The following is a 24,251-nucleotide window of genomic DNA, read 5'->3' as shown; positions in this document are numbered from 1 at the left end:
ATGACGCTAAAAAGTATCAGACGAGCTTATCAAGTTATCAAGATATCCCTTCACTATGGGCTCGATGAGTTAATTCCTGCCAAAATGACTCCCTGGTATTTCAGACTCCTGCGTTGTGGTCTGTTCTGGATTAGAAACCAGCACAAAGACAAGATAGGCGGTGAGCGCTTAAAGCTCGCCATGCAAGAACTGGGGCCTGTTTATATCAAGCTTGGCCAGATGCTTTCGACCAGACGCGATCTACTCAGTGACGAGTGGGCCGAAGAACTTGCCATGTTGCAAGACAGAGTGCCCCCCTTCGACTCAGCCATCGCCAGAGAGATGATCGAAACTGAGCTAGGCAACACAATCGATACTTACTTCGAAGATTTCGATGACATTCCATTGGCATCGGCTTCTATTTCACAGGTTCACACGGCGACGCTAAAATCCAACGGCAAGGCTGTGGTGCTTAAGGTCCTACGCCCAAATGTAGAAGCCCAGATCCAAGCCGATATTCTCCTCATGTCACAGACCGCCAAGTGTCTCGAGGCATTGCTGGGCCAGGGTAACCGTTTGCGCCCAGCCGAAGTGATTGAAGACTACCGCACAACCATAGAGGGAGAGCTGAATCTCAAGTTAGAAGCCCTCAATGCCATCAGGCTCAGAAACAACTTCCTCGACTCAGGGTCCTTATACATTCCCTACATGTATGAAGATCTCTGTTTTAGACGCTTAATCGTGATGGAGCGAGTCGATGGTATCCCAGTCTCGGATATGGCGGCATTGAAGGCCCAAGGCACTAACCTAAAAAAATTGGCCGAGCGTGGTGTAGAGCTATTTTTCACTCAGGTATTCAGAGATAATTTCTTCCACGCCGATATGCACCCAGGCAATATATTTGTCAGCCGCGAGCATCCAGACGACCCTTACTATATCGGATTAGATTGCGGCATCATGGGCACCTTGACCGATGAAGATAAACGCTATCTGGCGGAAAACTTCCTCGCCTTCTTCAATCGCGACTACCGCAGAATTGCCCAACTCTATATCGAGTCTGGTTGGGTCTCCCCCGATACAGATATCGGCGCGTTCGAGCAGGCCGTCAAAGTGGTGTGTGAGCCCATGTTCAACAAGCCATTAGATGAGATCTCTTTTGGTCATGTACTGCTTGAGCTATTTCGCACTGCGAGACGCTTCGATATGGTGGTTCAGCCTCAGCTGGTGCTACTGGAAAAGACACTGCTCTATATCGAAGGATTAGGACGTCAGCTCTATCCTCAGCTGGACCTTTGGCAAACCGCCAAACCTTTCCTCGAAAATTGGATGTCGGAACAAGTCGGTCCCAAGGCGATGGCGAAGAAGATCAAGCAAGAGATGCCATACTGGGTCGATAAACTCCCAGAGCTCCCAGAATTGGTGTACGACAACCTCAAGGTGGGCAAAAATTTTGTTAAATCACAGAACAAGATGCTGGATCGCTACCTTAAACAGCAACAAAAGGCCCATAAAAGTAACTATCTTTTGCTAACATCCGCAATTTTAGTGATCTGCGGCACTATTTTGTTTAATCAAAACGCTACACTATGGGCCTCTTACATCTGTTTTACCATGGGCACCTTATTATGGTTGCTCGGTTGGCGATCCCGACCAAAGAATCACAAATTTTAGCTAGCACTAATTAACGATAAGTTCATAATAGAACTATGCACATTTTTACGAGGTAATCGTCATGGGTAACATGGGTATTTGGCAACTTCTGATCATCGCCGTGATCGTGATTTTATTATTTGGAACCAAGAAATTACGTTCACTTGGTGGAGACTTAGGCGGCGCGATCAAAGGATTTAAGAGCGCCATGTCTAGCGAAGATGACAAGAAGGCAATCGAAGAGAATAGCTCAGACCTAGCGAAAACTTCTGCAGCGGCTCCTGAAAAGAAGTCGGAGTCTAAGGACAAAGAACAGGCGTAATTTCTTATGTTCGACGGTATAGGCTTTATGGAGCTATTGTTGATCGGTATTTTAGGGCTTATCGTACTCGGCCCTGAAAGATTACCGCTAGCAATCCGCTCAATTACAGGTTGGATCCGCGCCATGAAAAGCATGGCGAACTCGGTAAAAGATGAACTCGAGCAGGAGCTTAAAATTGAGCAACTGCACTCAGACCTAAAAAAGGCTGAAAACCTGGGTTTAAAGAATCTTTCTCCTGAGTTACAGGAGTCCATCGATCAATTAAAAGACGCAGCTCAATCAGTTAATCGTCCCTATAAGGTAGAAGATACACCTTCGGCTAGCGCCAATGTGGTCGCAGAACCTACACCTTCGACGGCCAGCACAACTGAGACTAGCTCAACTAGCTCAAATACTGAAAAACCTAACGGGTAGTCCATGTCGCAACAGCAGCCTCTTATCAGCCATCTACTCGAGCTACGCACCCGCCTGCTTCACGCAATCGGCAGCGTGCTCTTCATTTTTTCCTGTCTGGCCTATTGGTCAAATGATATTTACCACTTCATGGCAATACCTCTGATGCAGGCACTGCCTGAATCCAGTAGCATGATTGCAACCGATGTGGCGGCGCCATTCTTTGCGCCCTTTAAGCTGACTCTGGTGTTATCTTTCTTCATCGCCATTCCTTATGTTTTATATCAAATCTGGTCGTTTATTGCACCAGGTCTATATAAGCATGAGAAACGCTTGATGATGCCCCTGCTCACCAGTAGCACACTGCTGTTTTACCTTGGAATAGCCTTCTCATATTATTTTGTTTTTCCTGTGGTATTTGGTTTTTTTGCCGGTGCTGCACCTGAAGGCGTTCAGGTTGCGACGGATATCAGCAGTTATCTGAGCTTCGTACTTAAACTTTTCTTTGCCTTCGGTTTAGCCTTCGAGATCCCCATCGCTGTGGTCTTACTCTGTTGGGCCGGTGTTACCACGCCAGATGAGCTCAAGTCTAAGCGGCCTTATATTGTTGTCGGCGCCTTCGTTTTTGGCATGCTACTGACGCCACCAGACATCATTTCTCAGACTATGTTGGCCGTGCCTATGCTGATATTATTTGAAGTGGGATTGATTGCTGCGCGTTTCTACAGTAAAAAGGAAGATGAAGAAGACGATGAGCAAGAAAAACAGGATGAACCTGGCCAGGAAACTAAATAAGCACTAGCCAATTAGTTAAACATGGCGCGCTCAAATATCATAAGGGAACATATTAATGCGCATAAGTTGGATTACCGCAGTCGCGATACTCGTATCGACACAAGCTACAGCAGGCCTCGAACAAGACCTGCTGTCCTGTAGTGCCAAGGCGGATAAGTTAGATCGCTTGATCTGTTATGACCAGGTCGCTGCAAGCGTAAAAAGTGCGCCAAAAGTCACCAGTATCACATCGACGAGTACTGCAGCAGCCACGACAGCGATTACAGCAACGAGTGTGGCCCCAGCATCTCAGGCCCAATCTGTAACGGCTATTCCTACCACGCTTCCCGCTAATATCGAAGATGAGTTTGGCAAAAGAAACCTTAAGCAAACCAAAGAAGAAGCCCAGAAAGAAATAACTAAAATCTATATGGAGATAGTTTCTATCTCTAAAGATGCCTATGGCGCCCTTAAAATCAGCTTTAGCAATGGTCAGGTCTGGAAACAGAGTGACAGCCGCCGCTATAAGGTTAAAGAGGGTCAAAATGTGTTTATTGAAAAAGCGGCACTGGGCTCTTTCATCTTAGGCACAGATGAGCGTAACTCTACTATCAGAGTTAAACGCCTCAAGTAATGTCTAAATATATAGATATCGCTGTCAATCTCATTGGCAGCGCACTTGAAAAAAATATTGATAAAATTATTCAAGATGCGGCGGCCCAAGGGGTATCGCCGCTGATTGTTATCGGTAGCGATCTCGATGAGAGCGAGCAAGCGATAAAGCGTTGCCAGCAATACCCTCAACAGCTCTTCTGCACCGCTGGTATACACCCACATCATGCCAGCGAATGGCAAGCCGATAGTGCTGAACAAATCAAACGACTCACCGCGTTCCCCCAAGTGGTCGCCATCGGCGAGTGTGGCTTAGACTACAATCGTGACTTTTCCCCCAGACCCATGCAGAGAAAAGCCTTCGAAGCACAGCTCGCACTCGCCATTGAGCTACAAATGCCGGTTCTTATGCATGAGCGCGATGCTCATGAAGACTTTTTGGCGATTTTAAAAGAGTATCGGCCCTCTCTGCCCGCAGCCTTACTACACTGCTTCACTGGCAACAGACAGAGTATGCAAGCCTATCTGGAGTTAGATCTTCATCTGGGGATCACTGGTTGGGTGTGCGATGAACGCCGAGGTCAGGAACTCGCCGAATTAGTCACAGACATTCCCGACAATCGAATTCTCATCGAGACCGATAGCCCATACTTGCTGCCCCGCAGCATGCGGCCTAAGCCTAAGTCGAGTAAAAATAAGCCACAATACCTGCCCTATATCTCGGCATATATCGCCGATCTCAGAGGCCAAAATCACCAGGAGTTTGCCCAACGAGTCTATGAAAATAGTGTCGACTTCTTTGCTCTTAAGAAACGAGAAGATTTCAGCATAGAGAGAGGTGAACCCCATGAAGCATCTTAGCATTATTTTCATCTGCTTCACCCTCATCTTCTGTGCTCAGTCTCGCGCTGAAACCATACTCGCCGTTGGCGATGATAATGGGGCCCTGGAACTGGCACATTGGCTGTATTACACGCCGGCAAAAAAGGCTGATAGTATAGACTCAGTTAAGGATCTGCACTCAAGGTCGTGGCAACGTTTAACCCCAGCCTATAACAATCGGATAGGTGTAGAAGCCTTTTGGGTTAAGTTCAGCATTTATAACGCTAAAAAAATACCGATAGACCGCATACTGTCGTTAGCCAATCCCCATATCGATCTCATTCATCTCTACCATATGGTGAACGGTGAGATGAACGATCGGGTCATCATGGGTGAGAGTCTGCCATTTAGCCAAAGGCCCATAATAAATAACCACTTTATCTACCCATTCCAGCTTGAACCTGGTGACTTACATACGTTTTATTTAAAGATAGAGACCGAAGGCAGTGCGTCTCTGCCCCTGAGTCTGTCATCACCAAAAACATTTGCTAAAAATATCGAGTCCAGCTCACTGACTAACGGTTTTCAGCTAGGCGCCCTCACCGCGATCGGATTATTTAGTCTGTTTATCGCCATAAGCTCACGTTCATTTAGTTATAGTTATTATTCAGGATACGTATTGTCCGTGACCCTATTAGTCGCGACCCTGCACGGCTTTGCATTTAGATTTCTCTGGCCACAATGGCCCTTGCTACAGAAATACATGATCCCATTCCTCATACCCTCGGCGATATTTTTTGTCCTGCTGTTTACCGAGAAAGTATTACAGCTTAAGTACCATAACCTGGGTATGCTCAGGCTTTGTCGATATGGCGCAGCTTTTGCCGTCATTCTGGCGTTAGTCACTCCCTTTTTAAATTACTCTTTAAGCCTGTATATCAATATCATTACCGTATTGATTGTGACCACTCTCTTGATGGTCATGGCCATTATTCAAGCGTTTAAAGGCCACAAACTCGCAAAACTGTACACCTTAGCCTGGAGCGGCATGTTAATTGGCTCGTTTGTCACCAGTGCCATGTATCTAGGTTTAATCGAGCTACCTGTCTCCTATTTAACTCCTCTCATGTTGGGACTGTTATTCGAAATTATCTTTATGGCTGCTGTACTGGCCATCAGATACAACGATGAGCGCATAGCTAAGTTAAAGACCCAGCAAGAAGCCGTGATTCAGGCGCAACGTTCCCGTGAGACTCGGGTACATGCCCTGAGAATCGAAGCCCAGAGCAATGAGAATCTTGAGCAGATGGTGCAGGAGAGAACGCTCGAGCTGGAGGTTGCCCTACGCGAACTCAACGAGGCCAACCAGAAGCTCACCGAGAAGGCCACCATAGATGGCCTGACCGGCGTTAAGAATCGAGCGGCATTCGATAAACGTCTACTCGCAGAGGGACGCCTCAGCCGAAGACAGCAAACACCTATGGCGCTATTGATGTTAGACATAGATAACTTCAAGTCCATCAATGATAATTATGGCCACCTTGCAGGGGATCAGACTCTCAGGTTAATCGCGCAAATACTCAAAGAGCAATTAAAGCGGCCGGGAGATCTGGTATCACGTTTTGGCGGAGAAGAGTTTGCTATCATACTGCCCAATACAGGCGAAGAGGGAGCTATGCAGGTCGCTGAGCTGATCAGGCAAACGATTTCTGAACTGTCCATACGTTGGAAAGAAAGCTCAATATCACTGACGATAAGTATCGGTGTCAGTGCCGAAATCATCGACACGGAGCAAGATCCAACTCAGCTACTCGATCAAGCCGACAAGGCCCTCTATCGCGCTAAGAACGAGGGAAGAAACCGAGTCATGGTTTATACCGAATCTCTTTAAGTCATATAATCAGCAACACTCAGAAAACCCATTAGTGGCTATTCCACACAGAAGATTATCTGAGTATTAGTTAGGAGTCGAAAGTGAATATAATTACCAGTGCTTTTCCTCAGCGCAGAATGCGCCGCATGCGTAAACATGATTTCAGCCGCCGCTTGATGGCCGAAAATACGCTCTCGGTAAATGATTTAATCTACCCCATGTTTGTGCTCGAAGGAAATAATCGCACCGAGACTATCGCCTCTATGCCAGGTATCGAGCGTTATTCCATAGACCTCTTGCTTAAAGAAGCGGCAGAGCTAGTCGAATTAGGTATTCCATTAATCGCCCTCTTCCCGGTTACACCTGCAGAGAAGAAGACACTGTTAGCGGAAGAAGCTTACAATGCCGACGCATTAGTACAGCGCGCCGTACGTGCGCTCAAAGAAGCCTTTCCCGAACTAGGCGTGATGACAGATGTGGCACTGGATCCATTTACCACCCATGGCCAAGACGGCATCATAGATGAAGACGGCTATATTGTTAACGACATCACCACTGAGATCTTAGTCAAGCAAGCCCTGTCCCATGCCGAAGCCGGAGCCGATATTGTCGCGCCGTCGGACATGATGGATGGTCGTATCGGTGCCATACGCCAAGCATTAGAAGCGGCGGGTCACGTTAACACGCAGATCATGGCCTACTCTGCTAAGTACTCTTCTAACTACTATGGCCCTTTCCGCGACGCTGTCGGCTCTGCCGGTAACCTCAAGAGTGGCAACAAGCATAGCTACCAGATGGATCCAGCCAATAGTGATGAGGCGCTTCATGAAGTCGCACTGGATATTCAGGAAGGTGCCGACATGGTCATGGTCAAACCAGGCATGCCTTACCTTGACATAGTCACTCGGGTAAAACGTGAATTGGCCGTGCCTACCTTCGCCTATCAAGTCAGTGGTGAATATGCCATGCACATGGCTGCCATTGAGAATGGTTGGCTAGCCGAGAAAGCCATAGTGATGGAGTCACTCCTTTGCTTCAAACGTGCCGGAGCCAACGGCGTACTGACTTACTTTGCTAAGCGCGCGGCTCAGTGGTTAAAAGAAGATCAAATTAAGTAATTTAGTCTCAATGTTAGTATATTTTAGCCGCATTTATTGCGGCTTTTTTATGTGTCGACGATAAAGCTTTGGTAATTGGTATTACCTCACTCGGCTCGCACTACTTCCAGTTTATCTGCAACCAATGAGCGTCTTTATAAAAATTGTGACATACACAACTAAATTCAACATTTCTCTGTGATCCAACCAAGATTTACCTAACCTTACGCTTTTCCTCACTAGCGCTAAATGCTTAAATATGTTCGTAGATCCACCCAAGCAGCACCTGTCATTCCCCCGAGCCTGAGGTATTATTATGAACAATAACGTCAAGGCATTACTTGCCACTACAGCCCTCTTTTTTAGCTGCCAAACTCTGGCAAACACTGGCTGTGCATTCGAAGATGAGCAAGATGGCTTTATCGCTACCTGTAGCGAGGAGAAACAAGAAGTGATATTAACCGGATTAGTACAAGCACAAGCCTTAGTCACCGAACTCGATGACTTTACTGCAGGCTATAAAGAATATCAGGTAGATACCGCGGCGATAACTCCGCTCAAGTCTCTCAAAGAGCTTACCGAGATCATTGTGATCATCGGCACCTGGTGTCCTGATTGTCACCGTGAGACACCGCGTTTCATCCGCATCATGGAAGAAGTTAACAACCCAAATATCAAGGTGACCTATATTGGTGTTGATCGCCAGAAAACCGATCCTGAAGGCTTAGCCGCCCAATATGAGTTTAGCCGTATCCCTACTTTCATCGTGATGCAAAAAGGCGAAGAGATTGGCCGCATAGTAGAACGTCCTGAAGTCTCATTAGAGATCGATTTAGCAAAAATATTGAACTAGTCAACCCAGTAACAGATAAAAAAAGGCACTCTATAAGTGCCTTTTTTAGATCTGTTTTTTAGCTTCACAAATTTAGAAAGCTTGAGTGAAAGACACCCAGTAAGAACGACCGATAATGTCATAAATACTGCTCTCATAATCACCGCTAGCATCAAATCTTGGGTCTTCATCAGTCAGGTTATTAATACCCGCCGAAATCGTATTGTTCCACGGCATAGTGTATGAATAACTTACAGTGTGGTATACGATCGAATCAATCTGATAGCTAGAACCATTATCGTGCGTATCTGTTGTAGATTGATGATCGACATAGTCAGCTTGATAGAACAAGCTATGATCGCCCACTAAGTAGTTAGCGGTAAAGTTTACGCGATCATCCGGGTAATCTTCGGTACCACTCCAGTTACGAGAAATGGTTTGTACGCCACCTTCTGGACTTGAATCTGTATACTTAATGTAATGAGATCAGGCAAGACCTAGCTTAAAGTCACCCACTTCAGTTTCAAAGGTTGACGCAAATTTAGTATCAACACCTTGGCGCTCACTCAGGCCAATATTCTGTAGCACGTTATCCATCCTGGTCAACTTACCCGCACCATTCTGGCTAATTGATGTGCCTGGATAGATAGCACTGACATCGGGACGAGGTTGCCCAGCGGCATCAGCAGCCCAAAGTTCAGCTTGAGTTCGCGTGATCTCACTATTATTCAGTGAACCAATTAGCCCTTCAGTTTCAAGTGACCAGTAATCCACTGACATGTTGAAGTTATCGGTAATATCCCAAACCATACCTAAGTTATAGCTTTCAGATTCTTCAGGGCCTAAATTTTCATTACGACCGATAGAAACGGGTATATTATCTACAATATCACAACCATCGATGCCCATTCCATCTTCATAACACTTAAGATAGTTAGTCACATTGTTATAGCCAACACTGGTAGATTGATTCAAATCTTCCAAGGTTGGTGCTCTGAAGCCAGCTCCCCATGATGCACGAATTAACAAGGGCTCTAGCACATTATAACGCACTGATACTTGTGGGTTAAACGTGCCGCCAAAGTCAGAGTACTCATCATAACGAGCCGCAATATTTAGCTCTAGGTTATCCAGAACAGGGAAAGCCATCTCCATAAATATTGCTTTCACATCACGCTCACCACTACCACCGGCAATTAAACCCGCTTCATCGAGAGCATCAACTTGTGAGTCGAGTTTCTCTTCACGGTAAGATGCACCAACATACAAGCCTGTTGAGCCACCAGCGAGTTCGAACAATTCGAAGCTTAAGCCACCATCAATCTCTAATGCACTACTGGTTAGGCGTGCATCTGAGTTTGCGGTTGCGCCACCAGGCATTTCTGAGTTTGGATCGCGTGGATCCCAACCTTCAAACGAATTAGTATCATCATCCCAGGCACCAACGAGATCGGTCGTTGCACCAATCAATTGATAGCCAGTTCCCCACTTAAAGACGTCATACTTGTTGTATGACACTGACGCATTCCAGTCGAAGCTATCAGTTGTGCCATCGAGGCCAATGAGGAAGTCATAGATGTTATCGGTACTTTCTCGAACACGGTTACCAGCGGTATCGAAACGATAAAGCATAGCGCCGCCTTCTGGTACTGCACGTAAGTCTAGCCCTTCAGCAGTGGTATAAGCTGGCATAGCCTGCGGAAATTGGATATAGCCCGGAATTGGCGCAGAAACATCAGTGGTTTTATTCGATGCCCAGTAGGCGCGTGCTGTTAACTCAATATCGTCACTGAGGCTATATGTGTAATTTATTAGCGTTGATGTACGTTCTTGGTCGACATCATTATAGGCAGCTTTTGTGTAGTCGTAGGCACAAGATGTCTCGCCAGGATAAGCTCTGTCACTCAAGGATCCAGTGAAATTACTGCCATAAACATCGGCACAGTTTAAATCAGAATTGGTAAACGGAGTCTGGTATTCCCAGCCACCATTTGGTCCCATATCAAGTGTACGACCTGTTTGACTCAAGCCTATCCAACTTCTGTAATCACTTGGATCTTGTCCATTTTTCACATGTGCAGCGGTATATGGACGTTCAGCAAAGGTAATTCCTGACTTCTTAAAATGCTCAATAGTGAACATCAAGTTGCCTTTATCTGAGCTTAGGCCACCGGTGAACGAGGCTGAATGGTTATCGCCACCACCCTCGGCATCCGGCTCTTCGGCGCGTACTTTTACTTCGATACCTTCAAAATCTTTCTTCAAGATGATGTTGATAACACCCGCTATCACATCAGTACCGTAAATAGCTGAGGCACCGTCAGATAGAATTTCGATACGCTCAACAGCGTCCGTTGGAATAGTGTTGATGTTAGTTGCACCGCCGCCTAAGACTGGAGACTTAGCCATACGCTTACCATCAAGCAAGATAAGTGTGTGACTAGGATCCGCACCTTTTAACGCAATAGTCGCCTGAGAAGACCAGCTGTTGTTTGATGTTCCACCGTAAGAACCAAATGAGTTCAATGTTGAAGCGCGCAAAGCATCACCTACAGTTGAGAAACCTGCATTGGCCATATCTTCGGCGGTAATGGTGGTTACCGGGCTCGCACCTTCCATATCGACACGTTTGATGCGTGAACCGGTAACTTCGATACGCTCTACAGTATCTTCATCATTTTCTGCTGCATTGACGGGTACTGAAAGTGCGACGACTCCACCACAGGCCAAGCTGACTAGCTTAGCGACTTTATTAAATCTCATACTTCCATCTCCCAAGAATATATTTTTTATAGGTCCTATGCTCAGTCAACTTTGATGGTAGAAACCAAAAAGAAAACAACAACAAAACATAGCGACAACATCTGCATCACACAATGTATTTTGTATGCAATATACCACCCCCACACAACAATTGGATTAATGCAGAGTTTTAGAGTATTTATGCAGCTCACTAAAACTTGGGATATTCTGATAAGAAGTGACTAATGGCGGAAGGGTTAATCACTTTAAAGCAGTGAATTATTGGCTTTGCTGAACAAAAATAGCCTAACCTTTTACCACCAGCTAGCGCTAAATAAATCACCTGTAAGTGGCTAACAGTAACTAGAAATGCAATAGGTATAAAAGTATCTAAATATGTCTAAATGAAATAAAGACTAAAATGAAGGGAAACATTTAACAATTGTGATAATAAAAAAGGCCGCGAATGCGGCCTTTTTTTATTATTTGATGTCCTTAGAATTGATAACGAGCGACAAGAGAGAAGTATCTTTCTTCTTGGCGTCCAGTTGTCATTCCATAGTTTGGATTTAGCATCAAACCATCTTCGCCATAAGCCGTACGCTCTTCATTAATGTTGGTAGCAGTATCAGAATTCAACACATTATAAACAGTGCCTTTAACACTAAAATCACCATCAAACAGTTCGGTTCTGTACATTAACGATAAGTCGATTTTGGCTACCCAAGGTAAGGTACCAGCAGTACCGCGTGAAGATGGGTTACCATCTTCATCATAGTGACTCGCATGACCATAATAACGACTGATACAAGCATCCCATGGATTACCCGGTGCACAGCTATCTACACCTTCAGGGTGAACCGAGAATTTGTTTTGTGGACGACCAGAGCTGATACTAGTGACGAAACCCAATATAAACTCTTCGGTAATATCGTAGCTACCATTAAACTTAAACACATGTGTGTGATCGTTTGGCAGGTCACCATAAGCATGGTCCATCAGATCGCCATAATCATATGAAGTAGTCCAACCCGGATCTGCCTGATCATTATCTGTTTTAACTAGCCCTTCGGTATTACCCCAGTTATTAGACAAGGTGTAAGAAGAGTTAATACGGAAGTCATCAGTGATACTACCGTCGAGTGTTAATTCCAGTGCCAGATAATGACGCTGCATCGAATCTAACGCCATCTCTTCTGGCGAAAGAGTAATGTTATCGACTTGACCATCACCATCAAAATCATAACTCAGGTTAACTGCATCACCTGGATTATGCAGAACATAATAAGAACCTTGGCCTACATTATCTTCGATACCAAGCTCTGCGAGTTTCTTACTGAGTATCGGCCCAACATCGGTATCTTCGATGCCGCGACCAAGATCACGCCAGATAACTCTTACACCAGCAGACATTGTCTCAAATACTTCTTGCTGATAACCAAGAGTAAATTCATCAGAAAACATTGAGTCGAGTGAAGATGAAGCGATTAAACCAGGTTCAGTAATGCCTTGCTGTCTTACACGTGTATCACGAATATTGACACCGCGGCTTGGAGATCCATCGGCGGTAATAATTGGGTGACCATCACTATCGAGCTGATCCAGCTCATAATAATCGAATACTTCTCGCTGAGAACCACCTTGTTTGATATTCATGTTGACAGATACAGGCTGAAAATAGCGACCATATGTGGCAAATATCTTAGAAGTACCATCGCCATGCAGATCATAAATAGCCTGTAATCTAGGCGCTATCTGATTATCGAGATCCACATAAGCTCGACCATCTGAAACAGTATTTTTATAGCTGTTGACTCTAACCCCAGCATTAATAACAAGATTATCAGTTGCCTGCCACGAATCATTGATATAGTAAGCGAATGAACTCACTTCTGAATCGTTATTAGCAAATGTCGAACGACGGCGGCGCTCAATATAGTCTTCGCCTTCAGCGGCACCAGAGATATCATTGGCACCTGCAGTTGCTATGGTCCACCAACCTTGCGCTTCACCAATACCGTTCTGGTCCTCTGAATAATCAACCGATACGCTACTATAGTCGACACCAAAGCTGATGGCATGGTCTTCAAGATCCCAGTTGAAATCGATACGAGCCTGATCACGCACGTAATGCTGCTCAACAACTGTGGAGTTAGTATGCTGGCTCAAAGTAACAAATGAACCATTTCTCTCATCCCATACACCAGGGTTTGATGAGGCAACACGGTTTTCTACATTTTCCTCAACTCGACCAACCACGGCAGAAACTGAGAAGTCATCAGTTAGATAACCATTATAATTCAAACTATATAGTTTACCGCCATCTTCCCCTGGAGCCTCAACGCCTTGTTGCTCTCCAATTTGATTGGTTTCCCAATCATAGGCGTAAGTGGTTGTGGTCCATGTACGCTTGTTATTCATCGCCATAAAACCAAAAGAATGATCTTCTGTCATATACCAATCAAGCTTAACAAACCAGCGATTAGACTCTCGATCTTTTTCCTTATAAACCGTTTGAGAGGCCCACTCAAAATCATTTTGACTAGGCTCATACAAGCCATAGTAAAACAGTTTATCTTCTATGATTGCACCACTCGCCCAAATTCTGGCCTGCTTGAAATCTTCAGTCGTTTGCTGAGTATTAGTATCTATAGTTCCATCTGCTTGATAGATAGAATCATGTGACGATCTTAATGATGCTGGATCCCATCGACCTTCAACACCAAAATGAAATTCGTTATCACCAGACTTAGATACGGCATTAATAACACCACCAATGGCACTACCAAATTCAGGAGTGATAGCCCCTGTTTTGACCTGAGTTTGAGCAATAGCCTCCCAAGGTAAGCTAAGGGAACCAAGACCAGTTCTGATATTAGTAATATTCAGACCATTCAAATAATACGCATTCTCTGCAGATGACGCGCCGCCGAAACTTGAAGCCCCGTTAAAACTGTCACCACCTGGAGCTGACGTACCTGGAGCAAGTAAGGCTATATTTTCAAAACCTGAATCGACAGGCATGGTATTGAGCTCATCTTGGCTGAACGTCACACCGGATGTGGAAGAGCCCATATCGACACGGCGGATCATACTGCCTGTGACAGCTATACGTTCGACGTTATCAAGACCGACAGCAGTTATTTGTCCATCTAGAATTACTGGCTGACCAATACGAACCCTGACACCTGACTCTTGAGTCTTAACAAAACCATCTTTAGTGATGCTGACGTCATATTCACCAACCGGGACATTACGTAAGAAGTAATCACCCTTTGCGTTAGTTTCTACGGTATACACAAGACCTTTAGTCTTATGCTTCAAAGTGATAGTAGCATTTGAAACCTTTGCACCGTCACTATTAACGATGTGGCCCTTAACAATACTGGTATCGGCAGCCATGGCAGCCGGTGCCGACATCATTAATACTGAACCTACAGCGATTGCTGCCAGTGTTTTTCTTGGTGTAAATCGCTTAAACGCGTTACTTCCAGACATAATTTATTCTCCCTTAAACCTTCTCTGAGTACGCGCTTAGCAAAATATTATTAGTTGATTTGAGTACAAAACGAACCAAGCGCAACAAAACAATAACATTAATTACATGCTTTATACAATCTGTAATATACACAAAAACCCCAAGACTAAGGTCATTTGAAGATCAATTTCAGTGATAGATCTAGCTTGTTAGAGTTTTAGAAGAGGATAATTGTTAATAAATATAACAACTTGGTGGGAAGTACGCTTTTTTATACATGCCTCTGCATATGAGTCAGTTTCAGTCTATTCTTATTGTATAAATCACGACTAGAAGTGAGATTGACGATGAAAACGCCTGAAGCTGGTTTTTTTGAATGGCAACGCCAGTTTGGTTCTGAAATTGATTGTTTAAACCACCTAAAGCACATCAGATGGCCTACTGGTTTTATTTGTCCTAGGTGCAGTTGTGAGCATAGTTATCAGCTCACTACTCGTGATGTCTATGAATGTAGTCAGTGTCATAAACAAACATCTGTCACCGCAGATACTGTATTCCATGGTAGCCGTATTCCCTTAGCGAAGTGGTTTTGGGCCATCTACTTTCTCGGCTCAGATAAAGGCAGCATTTCAGCATTGAGGCTCAGTAAACTCATTGAGGTTAATTGGCGAACGGCACGCTTAATATTGAGTAAGTTGAGAACGGCAATGGGTCATAGAGACAGTCTATATAGGCTTTCAGGTCTCATTGAAATTGATGATGCCTTCGTTGGGGGAAAGAGAAAAGGTAAACGCGGACGTGGAGCCGCAGGGTAAACGCCTGTGTTAATTGCTGTTGAAAGCAAAGTGAAACGCGCGGGATTTATCGCTATGCAGGCCGTCGACAGTATTTGTCGTGAAGCCGTTAACGATTTTGTTGCTAGGCACTTAAATGCACAGCAAGAAGTTCATACTGACGGACTAGCCGCTTTGAATATCATAGATAACACTCAACAGCATGAAGCTAGGGTTACACCGAGTGAGTTGGTCGATGAATGGTTGCCTTGGGTTCATATTGCAATAGGTAACTTAAAAGCCTTTTTACTCGGCACATTTCATGGAGTTTCGGGAAAATACCTTCACGAATACCTTAGTGAGTTCTGTTATCGGTTTAACCGAAGAAAAATGGAAAAAGAAATCCCTAATAGGCGGTTAAATCTGGCAATAATTCATGCGCCTGTACATTCGTACTGAGTGAGGTACATAAGCATGTTTTTATATCCGCTATGGTTTTTTAACTAATTTGTTTCTGTTTTGTTTAAAAAGAATGGGAGTCATACCAATCGATATCAATAGAACAAAGGAAGTGTGGCACGACAGATATACAGCCTGACAGATAAGCAGAATCAATCAATCAATCAGGAAGAAAGGTAAATTAGGCAAGATACCCTAGCAAGGTTTTATCTAGAGTCGATTAGCTAAGGTTTGCAGCACGCCTTCACGCAATGCACCGCCAGAGAGGTTTAGTTTATCTATATTAAGTAGTTCAAATAAGGCAAGCAAAATAGAGATCCCTGCGGCGAAGGTTGGCGCTCTCTCATGATTTAAACCAGCAATCTCAGTCATCGACAGATCTGACTGCGCCAGTACTTCTTGTTTTAGCTTGTAAAGCACATCGGGAGTAATGCTAGTAGATTGATTTCTATGGCTCAAAAGCTCGACAACAGATTGCACACTGCCGGACGCACCGACGACACAGTGCCAGCCTAAAGTTTTTAGTTCGGTTAAATGCGCACCCAGTATATTTTTAACCTGGGATTTAGCATCTTCGAAATCTAGCTCTTGCAGTGGCATTGAATTAAAGAAGTGCTCGTTGAAGGTGACACAGCCCATAGCTAGACTGTTTTTCAATAACACTTTATCACCATCACCGATAATAAACTCGGTACTCGCGCCGCCAATATCGATAACAAGGCGGCGACCCTCGCCACGAGTCGTGGCCACCATGCCTTGATAGATCAACTCGGCTTCACGCATGCCGGTAATAATTTCAATGGGATGACCTAAAATAGATAAGGCTCGGTGACAAAAATCATCGGAGTTGGCAATATTACGCAGAGTCGCAGTCGCAATAACCGCGATATTCTCGCTATTGACGCCCTCTTTCTCGAGCATCTCGGCAAACATGGACAAGCAGTCCAGTCCACGCAATAACACCTCTTCACTCAGGGAGCCATTGTCCTGAATCCCTTCGGCGAGACGCACTTTACGCTTGTACTTGGCAATAATTTTTGGCTGGCCTACCACTGTTTCGGCGACCAGCATATTAAAACTATTAGAACCTAAGGTAATAGCGGCATAGCGAGGTGCTATCATCTTCTAATACGAGTTTTTATGAATGTCTACGGGTCTTATCGTGACGGCGAGGTGCGCTGTTACGATTACCACTTCGACTGCCACTCGAACGACCCGAACCACCACGTCCTTGAGGACGACTATTGTGCTTTCTATGAACTCTGATCGGTGCCGGAATATCTTCCAGTAGCGCAGTATTATCATAGTTAGACACTGGAATCGAGTGAGCAATAAACTCCTCAATCGCTGGCAGGTTCATGGCGTATTCTTCACAGGCGAAACTAATGGACACACCTTTCTTACCCACACGGCCGGTACGACCAATACGATGCACATAATCTTCGCAGTCATCGGGAAGATCATAGTTGTATACATGTGATACATCAGAGATATGCAGACCACGAGCCGCGACATCGGTAGCGACTAAGAAATCCAGCTCACCCGTGGTGAACTGCTCAAGAATACGAATGCGCTTCTTCTGTGGCACATCACCGGTTAGCAGACCGACACGATGACCATCACCCGATAACCAAGACCAGACATTTTCACAGCTGTGCTTGGTATTAGAGAAAATAATCGCCTTCTCTGGCCAGTCTTCCTCAATAAGTGACAATAGCAGGCGCATTTTCTCATCCATAGATGGATAAAAAATCTCTTCCTTGATGTTCTTGGAGGTTTTTTCGTTCGGCGCGATAACAACTTTCTCTGGCTCATTCATATGATCATAAGCCAGCTCCTGCACCTTCATAGAAAGGGTCGCAGAGAACAGCATGTTCAGACGCAACTTGGCATCTGGCATACGTCTAAATAGGAAGCGTATATCTTTAATAAAGCCAAGATCGAACATACGATCGGCTTCATCGAGCACTACAACTTGAATTGCACTCAGATTTATGATGCCCTGACGAACGTAATCGATAATACGTCCCGTGGTACCGATAAGTATATCGATACCTTTATCTAGTACCTTACGCTGAACTTCATAGCTTTCACCACCATAGACAATACCGACTTTCAAACCGGTATGTTTTGCCAATAGCGTCGCATCTCTAGCGATTTGGATAGCCAGCTCACGAGTCGGCGCCATGATCATAGCGCGCGGCTGATTTAGCTGACGACCTTCAGGAATAGGACTAGATAGCAGATGTTCAAAAGTCGCCACAAGGAAAGCCAAAGTCTTTCCTGTTCCGGTCTGTGCTTGACCCGCGATATCTTTTTTCTGCAAAAGGATCGGTAATGATGCTGCTTGAATAGGCGTACAAAATTCAAAGCCGCTCTCGTTAAGTGCTGTTTTTATCCCTTCATGAAGGGAAAAGTCGGCAAACTTCTGATTAGATAAATGTGTTTCGCTCATAGCGGCAGCATACCAGTTGGGGTTGCAATAAGAAACTCAATCGTTTGAAATAGCGACTAATTATAAAAAGTACCTTTAAAGGTTATTAAAATCGCCTTGAAAAGTTATTTTTCAGACCCAATATACAGGTTAAGCCATTAACAAACCAGCGATGGCACCCTAACTGGAGAACATCATGAGCGACAAGATAGTACATTTAAGTGACGACAGCTTCGAAAATGACGTAATAAAATCAGCACTCCCCGTAGTTGTTGATTTTTGGGCTGAGTGGTGTGGCCCTTGTAAAATGATTGCGCCGTTCTTAGATGACGTTGCCGAAGACTATGCAGGTAAAGTGACTATCGCTAAACTCAATGTCGATCAAAACAGCGTGATTCCAGCTAAGTATGGTGTTCGTGGTATCCCGACTCTACTTATTTTTAAGAACGGCGAATTGGCAGGCACTAAAGTTGGCGCACTGTCTAAGACTCAATTAAAAGAGTTTATCGACGCTCAACTATAATTGCGTAAAACCTATAACCAAAATATAGACAGCCCAGCTGCATGCTGTTTATCCTAAAAATCATACGATAAGCGTGAAATTACTGCAGATACTGGGAATATAGTGATACCTGACACAGGTTATTTGTTAAATTGTGTCAGGTTATACTAAAACCCTAGACGCACAGTCGCTATAGTGCTACTTTAATAACCAGACTCTTTCTATTAACCCACATCTAGCTATTCGTTCAACATTCACATTGTACTTACACACTCTATGATCGCTTGATCAAAAATAGCATTACCTCGCATAAAAAGACCCTCCAAGATGAATTTATCAGAATTAAAAGACACGTCGATTTCAGACTTAGTAAAGCTAGCGCAAGAGATGAAAGTTGAAAATACCGCCCGTGCTCGTAAGCAGGACATCATATTTTCAATCCTAAAAGCCCACGCCAAAAGCGGTGAAGATATCTTCGGTGGTGGTGTACTCGAAATTCTGCAGGATGGATTTGGTTTCCTTCGTAGCGGAGATGCTTCTTACCTTGCTGGCCCAGATGACATTTATGTGTCTCCGAGTCAGATCCGTCGCTTCAGCATGCGAACCGGTGATACTATCTTCGGCAAGATCAGGCCACCAAAAGAGGGCGAGCGTTATTTTGCGCTGCTAAAGGTATCTGAAGTCAACTATGATAAACCTGAAAACTCCCGCAACAAAATCTTATTCGAAAACCTTACCCCACTGCATGCCGAAGAGCGCCTGCGTATGGAACGTGGTAATGGTTCGACCGAAGATATTACTTCAAGAATTCTCGATCTATGTTCACCTATCGGTAAGGGTCAACGTGGCCTGATTGTTGCGCCGCCAAAGGCTGGTAAGACATTACTGCTACAGAACATGGCTCAAAGCATCACCCACAATAACCCGGATGTGGTATTGATGGTGCTGCTTATCGATGAGCGTCCGGAAGAAGTTACCGAGATGCAGCGCATGGTTAAAGGTGAAGTCATAGCTTCAACCTTCGATGAGCCAGCCAGCCGTCACGTACAGGTAGCCGAGATGGTTATCGAAAAAGCTAAACGTCTGGTTGAGCATAAGAAAGACGTGGTCATACTGTTGGATTCGATCACTCGTCTTGCTCGTGCATACAACACAGTGATTCCATCGTCGGGTAAAGTTCTTACCGGTGGTATCGATGCAAATGCACTACACCGTCCTAAGCGCTTCTTCGGTGCGGCACGTAATATCGAACATGGCGGTAGCTTAACTATTATTGCAACCGCCCTGGTCGATACTGGCTCTAAGATGGATGAAGTTATCTACGAAGAGTTTAAAGGTACTGGCAACCAAGAGTTACACCTATCCCGTAAAGCAGCCGAGAAGCGTGTCTTCCCAGCTATCGATTTCAACCGCTCTGGTACTCGTCGTGAAGAGAAGCTCACGACGCCTGATGAGCTGCAGAAGATGTGGATCTTGCGTAAGATCCTTCATCCTATGGATGAAGTCTCAGGCATGGAATTCCTTATCGACAAGTTAGCCTTAACCAAGACGAACGAAGAATTCTTCAACGCAATGAGAGGCGGTAGTAAAGCCTAAAGCCTTTGCCTCTATTCCTTGTGAAACATAGTGATTAGCACTCGCTATAACAAAGCCGCACTCGTTGCGGCTTTTTTTATGAGCTTGTTTCATTCACATCATATCCTTCAGACCTGATCCAGCACAGATTCTACCTGGGCTCCGCGGCAGTGGCTCAGATCACGTTCTCCGGCATAGGTGAGCCACTGGCTGCTGATACTTCGAATAAGCAGCTTTGTATCTAATAGCATTATCCGAGTAAATCCATTTAGCCACTGTGATAACATGCAAACTCACATAGCTCCAACCAAAAAAATGCCACTGAGGATCATCTCCACAACGGCATTTTGAGTCACTTATTTTATGATAGCTCACGGCGCGTGAGCCTCATCCGAAAGTAATCGGTATAACTTAGCGTTTAGTCCAGTACCGGCAGATAGGTCAGTACCAGACGATCTCTATCGAGCTGTATTTTAAATTTAGCCACGGCAGTTTTAACATTATCAACATCAATGTCTTTAAACTGCTCTATTGCAGCCTCGAGCTCGTCAATACGATTTATCAATGCCAGGGCAAGCGTATTCTCTGACGTTGCCACATAGATACGGCCATTCAGCGTCACCTCGGCCTGCTTATCTATTGAAGGACCATCCAGGTGAATTCCTACATACTCGCGCCATACTCGGGCTTTCTGCTCACCTTGATAATCGCTATCAACGGAGGCTAATACCACCTGACGCAACATCATCTCTAACAGGTTGCTTCTGCCTTTTGGCTGACCGTTAACGGTGTCGAAACCAAAGTAGCGCGATACCGAGCGATCATAGTTAGGCAATGGCTCGATACTCTGCTCGGCAAAATCGGTAAACTCAGGCAGGTATTGAGTGATTTTTTCGTCTAGATCGCATTGCTCGGTGATCATGGTATAGCCAGTCCCGTCACCCATCACCATCTTGCATAGCATGCCCTTAAACACAGGCTCAACGGCAGGCATATCCACCAAGGCTCTATGTCCACGGCCGGTAGTGCTACGCGCTGTGGTGCGCGACACTAAGGCTCGGACCGCTAACAGTTTGTCGGGCCAAACACCCAACACGTCACGCTCGTTGACATAGGGGTGGTTAGGCGAGGAAGCCGGCGCCTTGATACCGTTAAGCAGGCGACCTGAAAACACCACTTCGGGTGTCAGTTGATCCTGGTAATCCGGCGTGATGCCGTACTTGAGAATCAACTCCTTCAAGGCTTCAGGTGAGTCAGAGAACTTACTGATCACCTCACCCAGTGCTAACGAGTTAGTCATATCAGCACTCTTGGAGCGATACTGCTCCAACAATGTGGCGAAATTATAGCTTTGTGTAAAAGCTGGCGTACCATCTTTAACCCAATTAAAGGTGACATTGACCGTAGCATCATTCTCACCGACCAAGTTAAGGAAGAAGTCAGCAGACATATCTACCGAGCGTTGGTAGCTGCAATACCAGGCGCTAGGATTGCTCTCACACCAAGTAGCAATGGAGTTTTCAGCTAAACCATTTCTGTCTTCGATACCTGTGACATCTTCGATAAACTGACGAATTTCATCGAACTGATGCTTACGGCGCACCGTGTAGCTCAGGCTATTATCTTCGAACAGGGTCTGACGGTTATGACGCAGGTTACTGGTCTCGTAGCTGTCCTGATATCTGTCGATATAGAACTCGGTGATCTCATCCAGAGTCTCGCCGGCATCGCTGCGGTTACAGTTACTGTTCAGGCTCACATGACCGTCGGTGCAGTAGGCGTAATAACGCAGATCATTGTTCTGCGCCACGCTGTAGAGGGAACCAAATTGGGTCTCGCCGTTGACTATGCCTGCGGCCAGCTCCTGACGACGCTGCTCATCTCCTGCTTTGAGCGACACAAAATCACGCTTGATCAAGGTGCCATCAAGTTTAGCCTGAGCAACCTCGGCGACCATGTCTGCTGCCGGGTTGAGCTCAACCTCACGGGCATAACCGAAACGCAGTGCCGCCAAATCATAGGGCTGCAGCAAGGTCGCGAAACGGTTGACGTTATAGTCCATCTGGCTGGAAAATTCAGCCTTGGCGTTCAGGGTCGGATAACCCGCGGCTGTCAAGGCGGTACTCAACTCATCCAGCTGGGCCTGAGTGAAGAGGTTAGCCGTATCGCGGCTACCGGCGAAGTTATGACGCAGACCGAAGTTATGGCCTAACTCATGGCTCAGCGTGCCGGCAAACCCCTGGGCAGCCAGCTGAGTCGTCAAGGTGTCCTGCAAAGAGACAGGCATCTTCTCGAAGGCAATCAGCTTACCGCCAACATCGCCATCGACCCACATCTGAGCATTGGTCCAGTCAATTCTATGGCCCTTGATACCCCGTGGCAGTTCACGATTCTTACCACCTTCGGCAAAGACTGTGTCCACATGCATCATGGAGTTCTCTGACCAGAAGGCCTGAGTATCGGCATCTAAGCTGGCAAGCCCATCGAAGCTGTTATCCATGGATTTAAATGGTGAAACCGGGGCGAGTGAAGCCAGATGTTCGACCGACCTGGCCAACATGCCGTCATCCGTCGCCGGTATGGTTACTTTAGGCTCTGTGACTATGCCAGTATCAATATCGCCGTAAGGCACACCGGTCAGCTCGGTCGCCGAAGCCGCATCTAGCTTGCCACGGTTATAATCGAGACGCACCTGGCGGTAGTAGCGTACCGAACCTTGCTTCAGGTTAGAGCTGTATTGGTTTACCCGGCCGCTGACAATCTCACCGGTAAGCGGGTTAGCCGCAGAAGGGCCGTAACCCGCCAGACCATTGTCCAGGGGCTCATCGAACAGGGTGATGTTGCTGTAACGCAAGTCACCATGACGTTTGTCGAGCGCCTGCTCAAGCTTGAGCTCGGGGAAGCCGGTATTAAACAGCTTATTCTCGATATTCAGCGCCGTGATGGTTTGATTGGCTGCATCCAGATATGGCTTATTCTGCGGCAGGAAGAAGTTATTACTCAGGTAATATGTAATCGACTCCTTGGCCGGATTGAAACGGTTCAAATAGCTGCGAACATAACCATCTACACCCGAGCTATCGGTCGCATCACGATAGGAGTGAGTCGTTCTGAAGAAACCGTAGCTGCCGTTCTCATCTTCGCTGTAAGGTATTGTCTGGTAATCTTGGCTCGCCAGCTCATCGATCGCCACAATCGAGATATACTCTGTAGTGGTGAAAGACAAGTTATCGAAGCTACCGCGATAAAAATCATAGAGGCAACTTGAGTCAGCCTGATAGGTGTGTTCAATCTCGAAGTTGATCACGCCCTTGGCAAGATCAATCTCGTAGCCTTTCCAATCACCTGAATTAACCAGACGCGGAGCTTCGGTCTCGGTCACACATTGGCCAAAGGTGACCAGATCGGTATAGCTCATTTCGGCGATCTTCGCCTGGGCGAAATCAGGCACAAAGTATTTTTTGTCCTGCCACTTCAGATCGGCGTCGGTATTTTCTTGTTCGACATTGATACACTCACGCCACTTGTCTTCGGTACATCTATAGTCGATATACTTACCAGGTATGGTTAATACTGGAGCCTGGTTATAATCATCACTATAACGACTATCATGACCCAAGCCGATGGCATCACGATCGATTTGTCGCACCTGAATACCATTCTCAGTCCTGCGTAGAGTCACGAGTTTGGGATCGCCCTGGGAGAAACCGCGAATAGCTGCAGCGTAACGCGGTGCCTTGCCCACGCTACGAATATACAGATACTGACGCTCACTCGCCTTATCGATAGCAGCCGTAGTGAGCTGTTTCTCATCCTTGGGAAGCTCCTTATAGGGCTCCTCTCCGGCACCACAACCACTGAGTGCGATAGCACTAGTGATGGCAAGGCCTAGCATTGACTTCTTCATTAAAACCTCATAGATATGTTTTTATAA

Annotated in this window: 17 protein-coding genes and 1 pseudogene; 12 read left to right on the top strand and 6 right to left on the bottom strand. The window is 45.7% G+C overall.

The features are described from left to right. The 9 genes from ubiB to KT99_RS01400 all read left to right on the top strand — a co-directional run bounded on the left by ubiB (position 1) and on the right by KT99_RS01400 (position 8,375). Positions 1 to 1,650, top strand: a complete 1,650-nt coding sequence (ubiB, locus tag KT99_RS01440; RefSeq protein WP_005496226.1) for a ubiquinone biosynthesis regulatory protein kinase UbiB — start codon at positions 1 to 3, stop codon at positions 1,648 to 1,650. Positions 1,651 to 1,711: 61 nt separating this feature from the next. Next, a complete protein-coding gene (gene tatA, locus KT99_RS01435; protein WP_005496224.1) occupies positions 1,712 to 1,951 on the top strand; it encodes a twin-arginine translocase TatA/TatE family subunit in 240 nt (79 codons plus the stop codon). Between the two features lie 6 nt (positions 1,952 to 1,957). Further along, positions 1,958 to 2,365 carry a Sec-independent protein translocase protein TatB gene (gene tatB / locus KT99_RS01430; RefSeq protein WP_005496222.1) on the top strand — a complete coding sequence of 136 codons (408 nt, stop codon included), beginning with the start codon at positions 1,958 to 1,960 and terminating at the stop codon, positions 2,363 to 2,365. 3 nt (positions 2,366 to 2,368) lie between these two features. Continuing rightward, on the top strand, positions 2,369 to 3,139 hold the full coding sequence (tatC, locus tag KT99_RS01425) for a twin-arginine translocase subunit TatC (protein WP_005496221.1): 771 nt from the start codon (positions 2,369 to 2,371) through the stop codon (positions 3,137 to 3,139). 55 nt (positions 3,140 to 3,194) lie between these two features. After that, entirely contained in the window at positions 3,195 to 3,752 is a 558-nt protein-coding gene (locus tag KT99_RS01420; protein ID WP_005496219.1) for a hypothetical protein, read from the top strand. Continuing rightward, positions 3,752 to 4,591, top strand: coding sequence for a TatD family hydrolase (locus tag KT99_RS01415; protein WP_005496217.1), 840 nt, complete (start codon positions 3,752 to 3,754; stop codon positions 4,589 to 4,591). Before KT99_RS01420 ends, KT99_RS01415 begins: the two co-directional genes overlap by 1 nt. Beyond that, on the top strand, positions 4,578 to 6,443 hold the full coding sequence (locus KT99_RS01410; RefSeq protein WP_005496210.1) for a sensor domain-containing diguanylate cyclase: 1,866 nt from the start codon (positions 4,578 to 4,580) through the stop codon (positions 6,441 to 6,443). The genes KT99_RS01415 and KT99_RS01410 overlap by 14 nt, the downstream gene beginning before the upstream one ends. A gap of 83 nt (positions 6,444 to 6,526) precedes the next feature. Beyond that, complete coding sequence (hemB, locus tag KT99_RS01405; RefSeq protein WP_040571458.1) at positions 6,527 to 7,543, top strand: porphobilinogen synthase; 1,017 nt, start codon at positions 6,527 to 6,529, stop codon at positions 7,541 to 7,543. A gap of 295 nt (positions 7,544 to 7,838) precedes the next feature. Then, positions 7,839 to 8,375 carry a thioredoxin family protein gene (locus tag KT99_RS01400; RefSeq protein ID WP_005496206.1) on the top strand — a complete coding sequence of 179 codons (537 nt, stop codon included), beginning with the start codon at positions 7,839 to 7,841 and terminating at the stop codon, positions 8,373 to 8,375. A gap of 465 nt (positions 8,376 to 8,840) precedes the next feature. Here the strand turns inward: KT99_RS01400 and KT99_RS01395 are convergent, their stop codons facing one another. Next, positions 8,841 to 11,117 (bottom strand): TonB-dependent receptor plug domain-containing protein, encoded by a 2,277-nt coding sequence (locus KT99_RS01395; RefSeq protein ID WP_005496204.1) that lies wholly within the window; start codon positions 11,115 to 11,117, stop codon positions 8,841 to 8,843. 474 nt (positions 11,118 to 11,591) lie between these two features. After that, complete coding sequence (locus KT99_RS01390; RefSeq protein WP_040571457.1) at positions 11,592 to 14,594, bottom strand: TonB-dependent receptor; 3,003 nt, start codon at positions 14,592 to 14,594, stop codon at positions 11,592 to 11,594. Between the two features lie 327 nt (positions 14,595 to 14,921). Here KT99_RS01390 and KT99_RS01385 point away from each other — a divergent pair. Beyond that, positions 14,922 to 15,806 (top strand): annotated as a pseudogene (locus KT99_RS01385) (IS1595 family transposase). A 210-nt stretch (positions 15,807 to 16,016) separates the two neighbouring features. On the opposite strand, the gene KT99_RS01380 reads toward KT99_RS01385, so the two are convergent. Beyond that, complete coding sequence (locus KT99_RS01380) at positions 16,017 to 16,928, bottom strand: Ppx/GppA phosphatase family protein (protein ID WP_005496199.1); 912 nt, start codon at positions 16,926 to 16,928, stop codon at positions 16,017 to 16,019. A 16-nt stretch (positions 16,929 to 16,944) separates the two neighbouring features. Then, positions 16,945 to 18,261, bottom strand: coding sequence for an ATP-dependent RNA helicase RhlB (gene rhlB, locus KT99_RS01375; RefSeq protein WP_005496198.1), 1,317 nt, complete (start codon positions 18,259 to 18,261; stop codon positions 16,945 to 16,947). 175 nt (positions 18,262 to 18,436) lie between these two features. On the opposite strand from rhlB, the gene trxA reads away from it, so the two are divergent. Both trxA and rho read left to right on the top strand, forming a co-directional pair. After that, on the top strand, positions 18,437 to 18,763 hold the full coding sequence (trxA, locus tag KT99_RS01370; protein ID WP_005496197.1) for a thioredoxin TrxA: 327 nt from the start codon (positions 18,437 to 18,439) through the stop codon (positions 18,761 to 18,763). 306 nt (positions 18,764 to 19,069) lie between these two features. After that, positions 19,070 to 20,338, top strand: a complete 1,269-nt coding sequence (gene rho / locus KT99_RS01365) for a transcription termination factor Rho (RefSeq protein ID WP_005496196.1) — start codon at positions 19,070 to 19,072, stop codon at positions 20,336 to 20,338. Positions 20,339 to 20,445: 107 nt separating this feature from the next. Here the strand turns inward: rho and KT99_RS23175 are convergent, their stop codons facing one another. Both KT99_RS23175 and KT99_RS01360 read right to left on the bottom strand, forming a co-directional pair. After that, positions 20,446 to 20,568 carry a hypothetical protein gene (locus KT99_RS23175; protein ID WP_269461395.1) on the bottom strand — a complete coding sequence of 41 codons (123 nt, stop codon included), beginning with the start codon at positions 20,566 to 20,568 and terminating at the stop codon, positions 20,446 to 20,448. Positions 20,569 to 20,735: 167 nt separating this feature from the next. Next, a complete protein-coding gene (locus tag KT99_RS01360) occupies positions 20,736 to 24,224 on the bottom strand; it encodes a zinc-dependent metalloprotease (protein WP_005496195.1) in 3,489 nt (1,162 codons plus the stop codon). Positions 24,225 to 24,251: the final 27 nt, after the last annotated feature.

Origin of the sequence: Shewanella benthica KT99, from assembly GCF_000172075.1 — a bacterium.
In the GTDB taxonomy this organism is placed as follows: domain Bacteria; phylum Pseudomonadota; class Gammaproteobacteria; order Enterobacterales; family Shewanellaceae; genus Shewanella; species Shewanella benthica_A.
The sequence above is the reverse complement of the archived record's forward strand: the minus strand, read 5'-3'. Positions and strand labels throughout refer to the sequence as shown.

Excerpts from the sequence above, each read along its gene's own strand:
- ubiB (WP_005496226.1), top strand. The coding sequence starts at position 1 with ATGACGCTAAAAAGTATCAGACGAGCTTATCAAGTTATCAAGATATCC.
- tatA (WP_005496224.1), top strand. The coding sequence starts at position 1,712 with ATGGGTAACATGGGTATTTGGCAACTTCTGATCATCGCCGTGATCGTG.
- tatB (WP_005496222.1), top strand. The coding sequence starts at position 1,958 with ATGTTCGACGGTATAGGCTTTATGGAGCTATTGTTGATCGGTATTTTA.
- tatC (WP_005496221.1), top strand. The coding sequence starts at position 2,369 with ATGTCGCAACAGCAGCCTCTTATCAGCCATCTACTCGAGCTACGCACC.
- KT99_RS01420 (WP_005496219.1), top strand. The coding sequence starts at position 3,195 with ATGCGCATAAGTTGGATTACCGCAGTCGCGATACTCGTATCGACACAA.
- KT99_RS01415 (WP_005496217.1), top strand. The coding sequence starts at position 3,752 with ATGTCTAAATATATAGATATCGCTGTCAATCTCATTGGCAGCGCACTT.
- KT99_RS01410 (WP_005496210.1), top strand. The coding sequence starts at position 4,578 with ATGAAGCATCTTAGCATTATTTTCATCTGCTTCACCCTCATCTTCTGT.
- KT99_RS01400 (WP_005496206.1), top strand. The coding sequence starts at position 7,839 with ATGAACAATAACGTCAAGGCATTACTTGCCACTACAGCCCTCTTTTTT.
- KT99_RS01395 (WP_005496204.1), bottom strand. The coding sequence starts at position 11,117 with ATGAGATTTAATAAAGTCGCTAAGCTAGTCAGCTTGGCCTGTGGTGGA.
- KT99_RS01390 (WP_040571457.1), bottom strand. The coding sequence starts at position 14,594 with ATGTCTGGAAGTAACGCGTTTAAGCGATTTACACCAAGAAAAACACTG.
- KT99_RS01380 (WP_005496199.1), bottom strand. The coding sequence starts at position 16,928 with ATGATAGCACCTCGCTATGCCGCTATTACCTTAGGTTCTAATAGTTTT.
- rhlB (WP_005496198.1), bottom strand. The coding sequence starts at position 18,261 with ATGAGCGAAACACATTTATCTAATCAGAAGTTTGCCGACTTTTCCCTT.
- trxA (WP_005496197.1), top strand. The coding sequence starts at position 18,437 with ATGAGCGACAAGATAGTACATTTAAGTGACGACAGCTTCGAAAATGAC.
- rho (WP_005496196.1), top strand. The coding sequence starts at position 19,070 with ATGAATTTATCAGAATTAAAAGACACGTCGATTTCAGACTTAGTAAAG.
- KT99_RS23175 (WP_269461395.1), bottom strand. The coding sequence starts at position 20,568 with ATGCTATTAGATACAAAGCTGCTTATTCGAAGTATCAGCAGCCAGTGG.
- KT99_RS01360 (WP_005496195.1), bottom strand. The coding sequence starts at position 24,224 with ATGAAGAAGTCAATGCTAGGCCTTGCCATCACTAGTGCTATCGCACTC.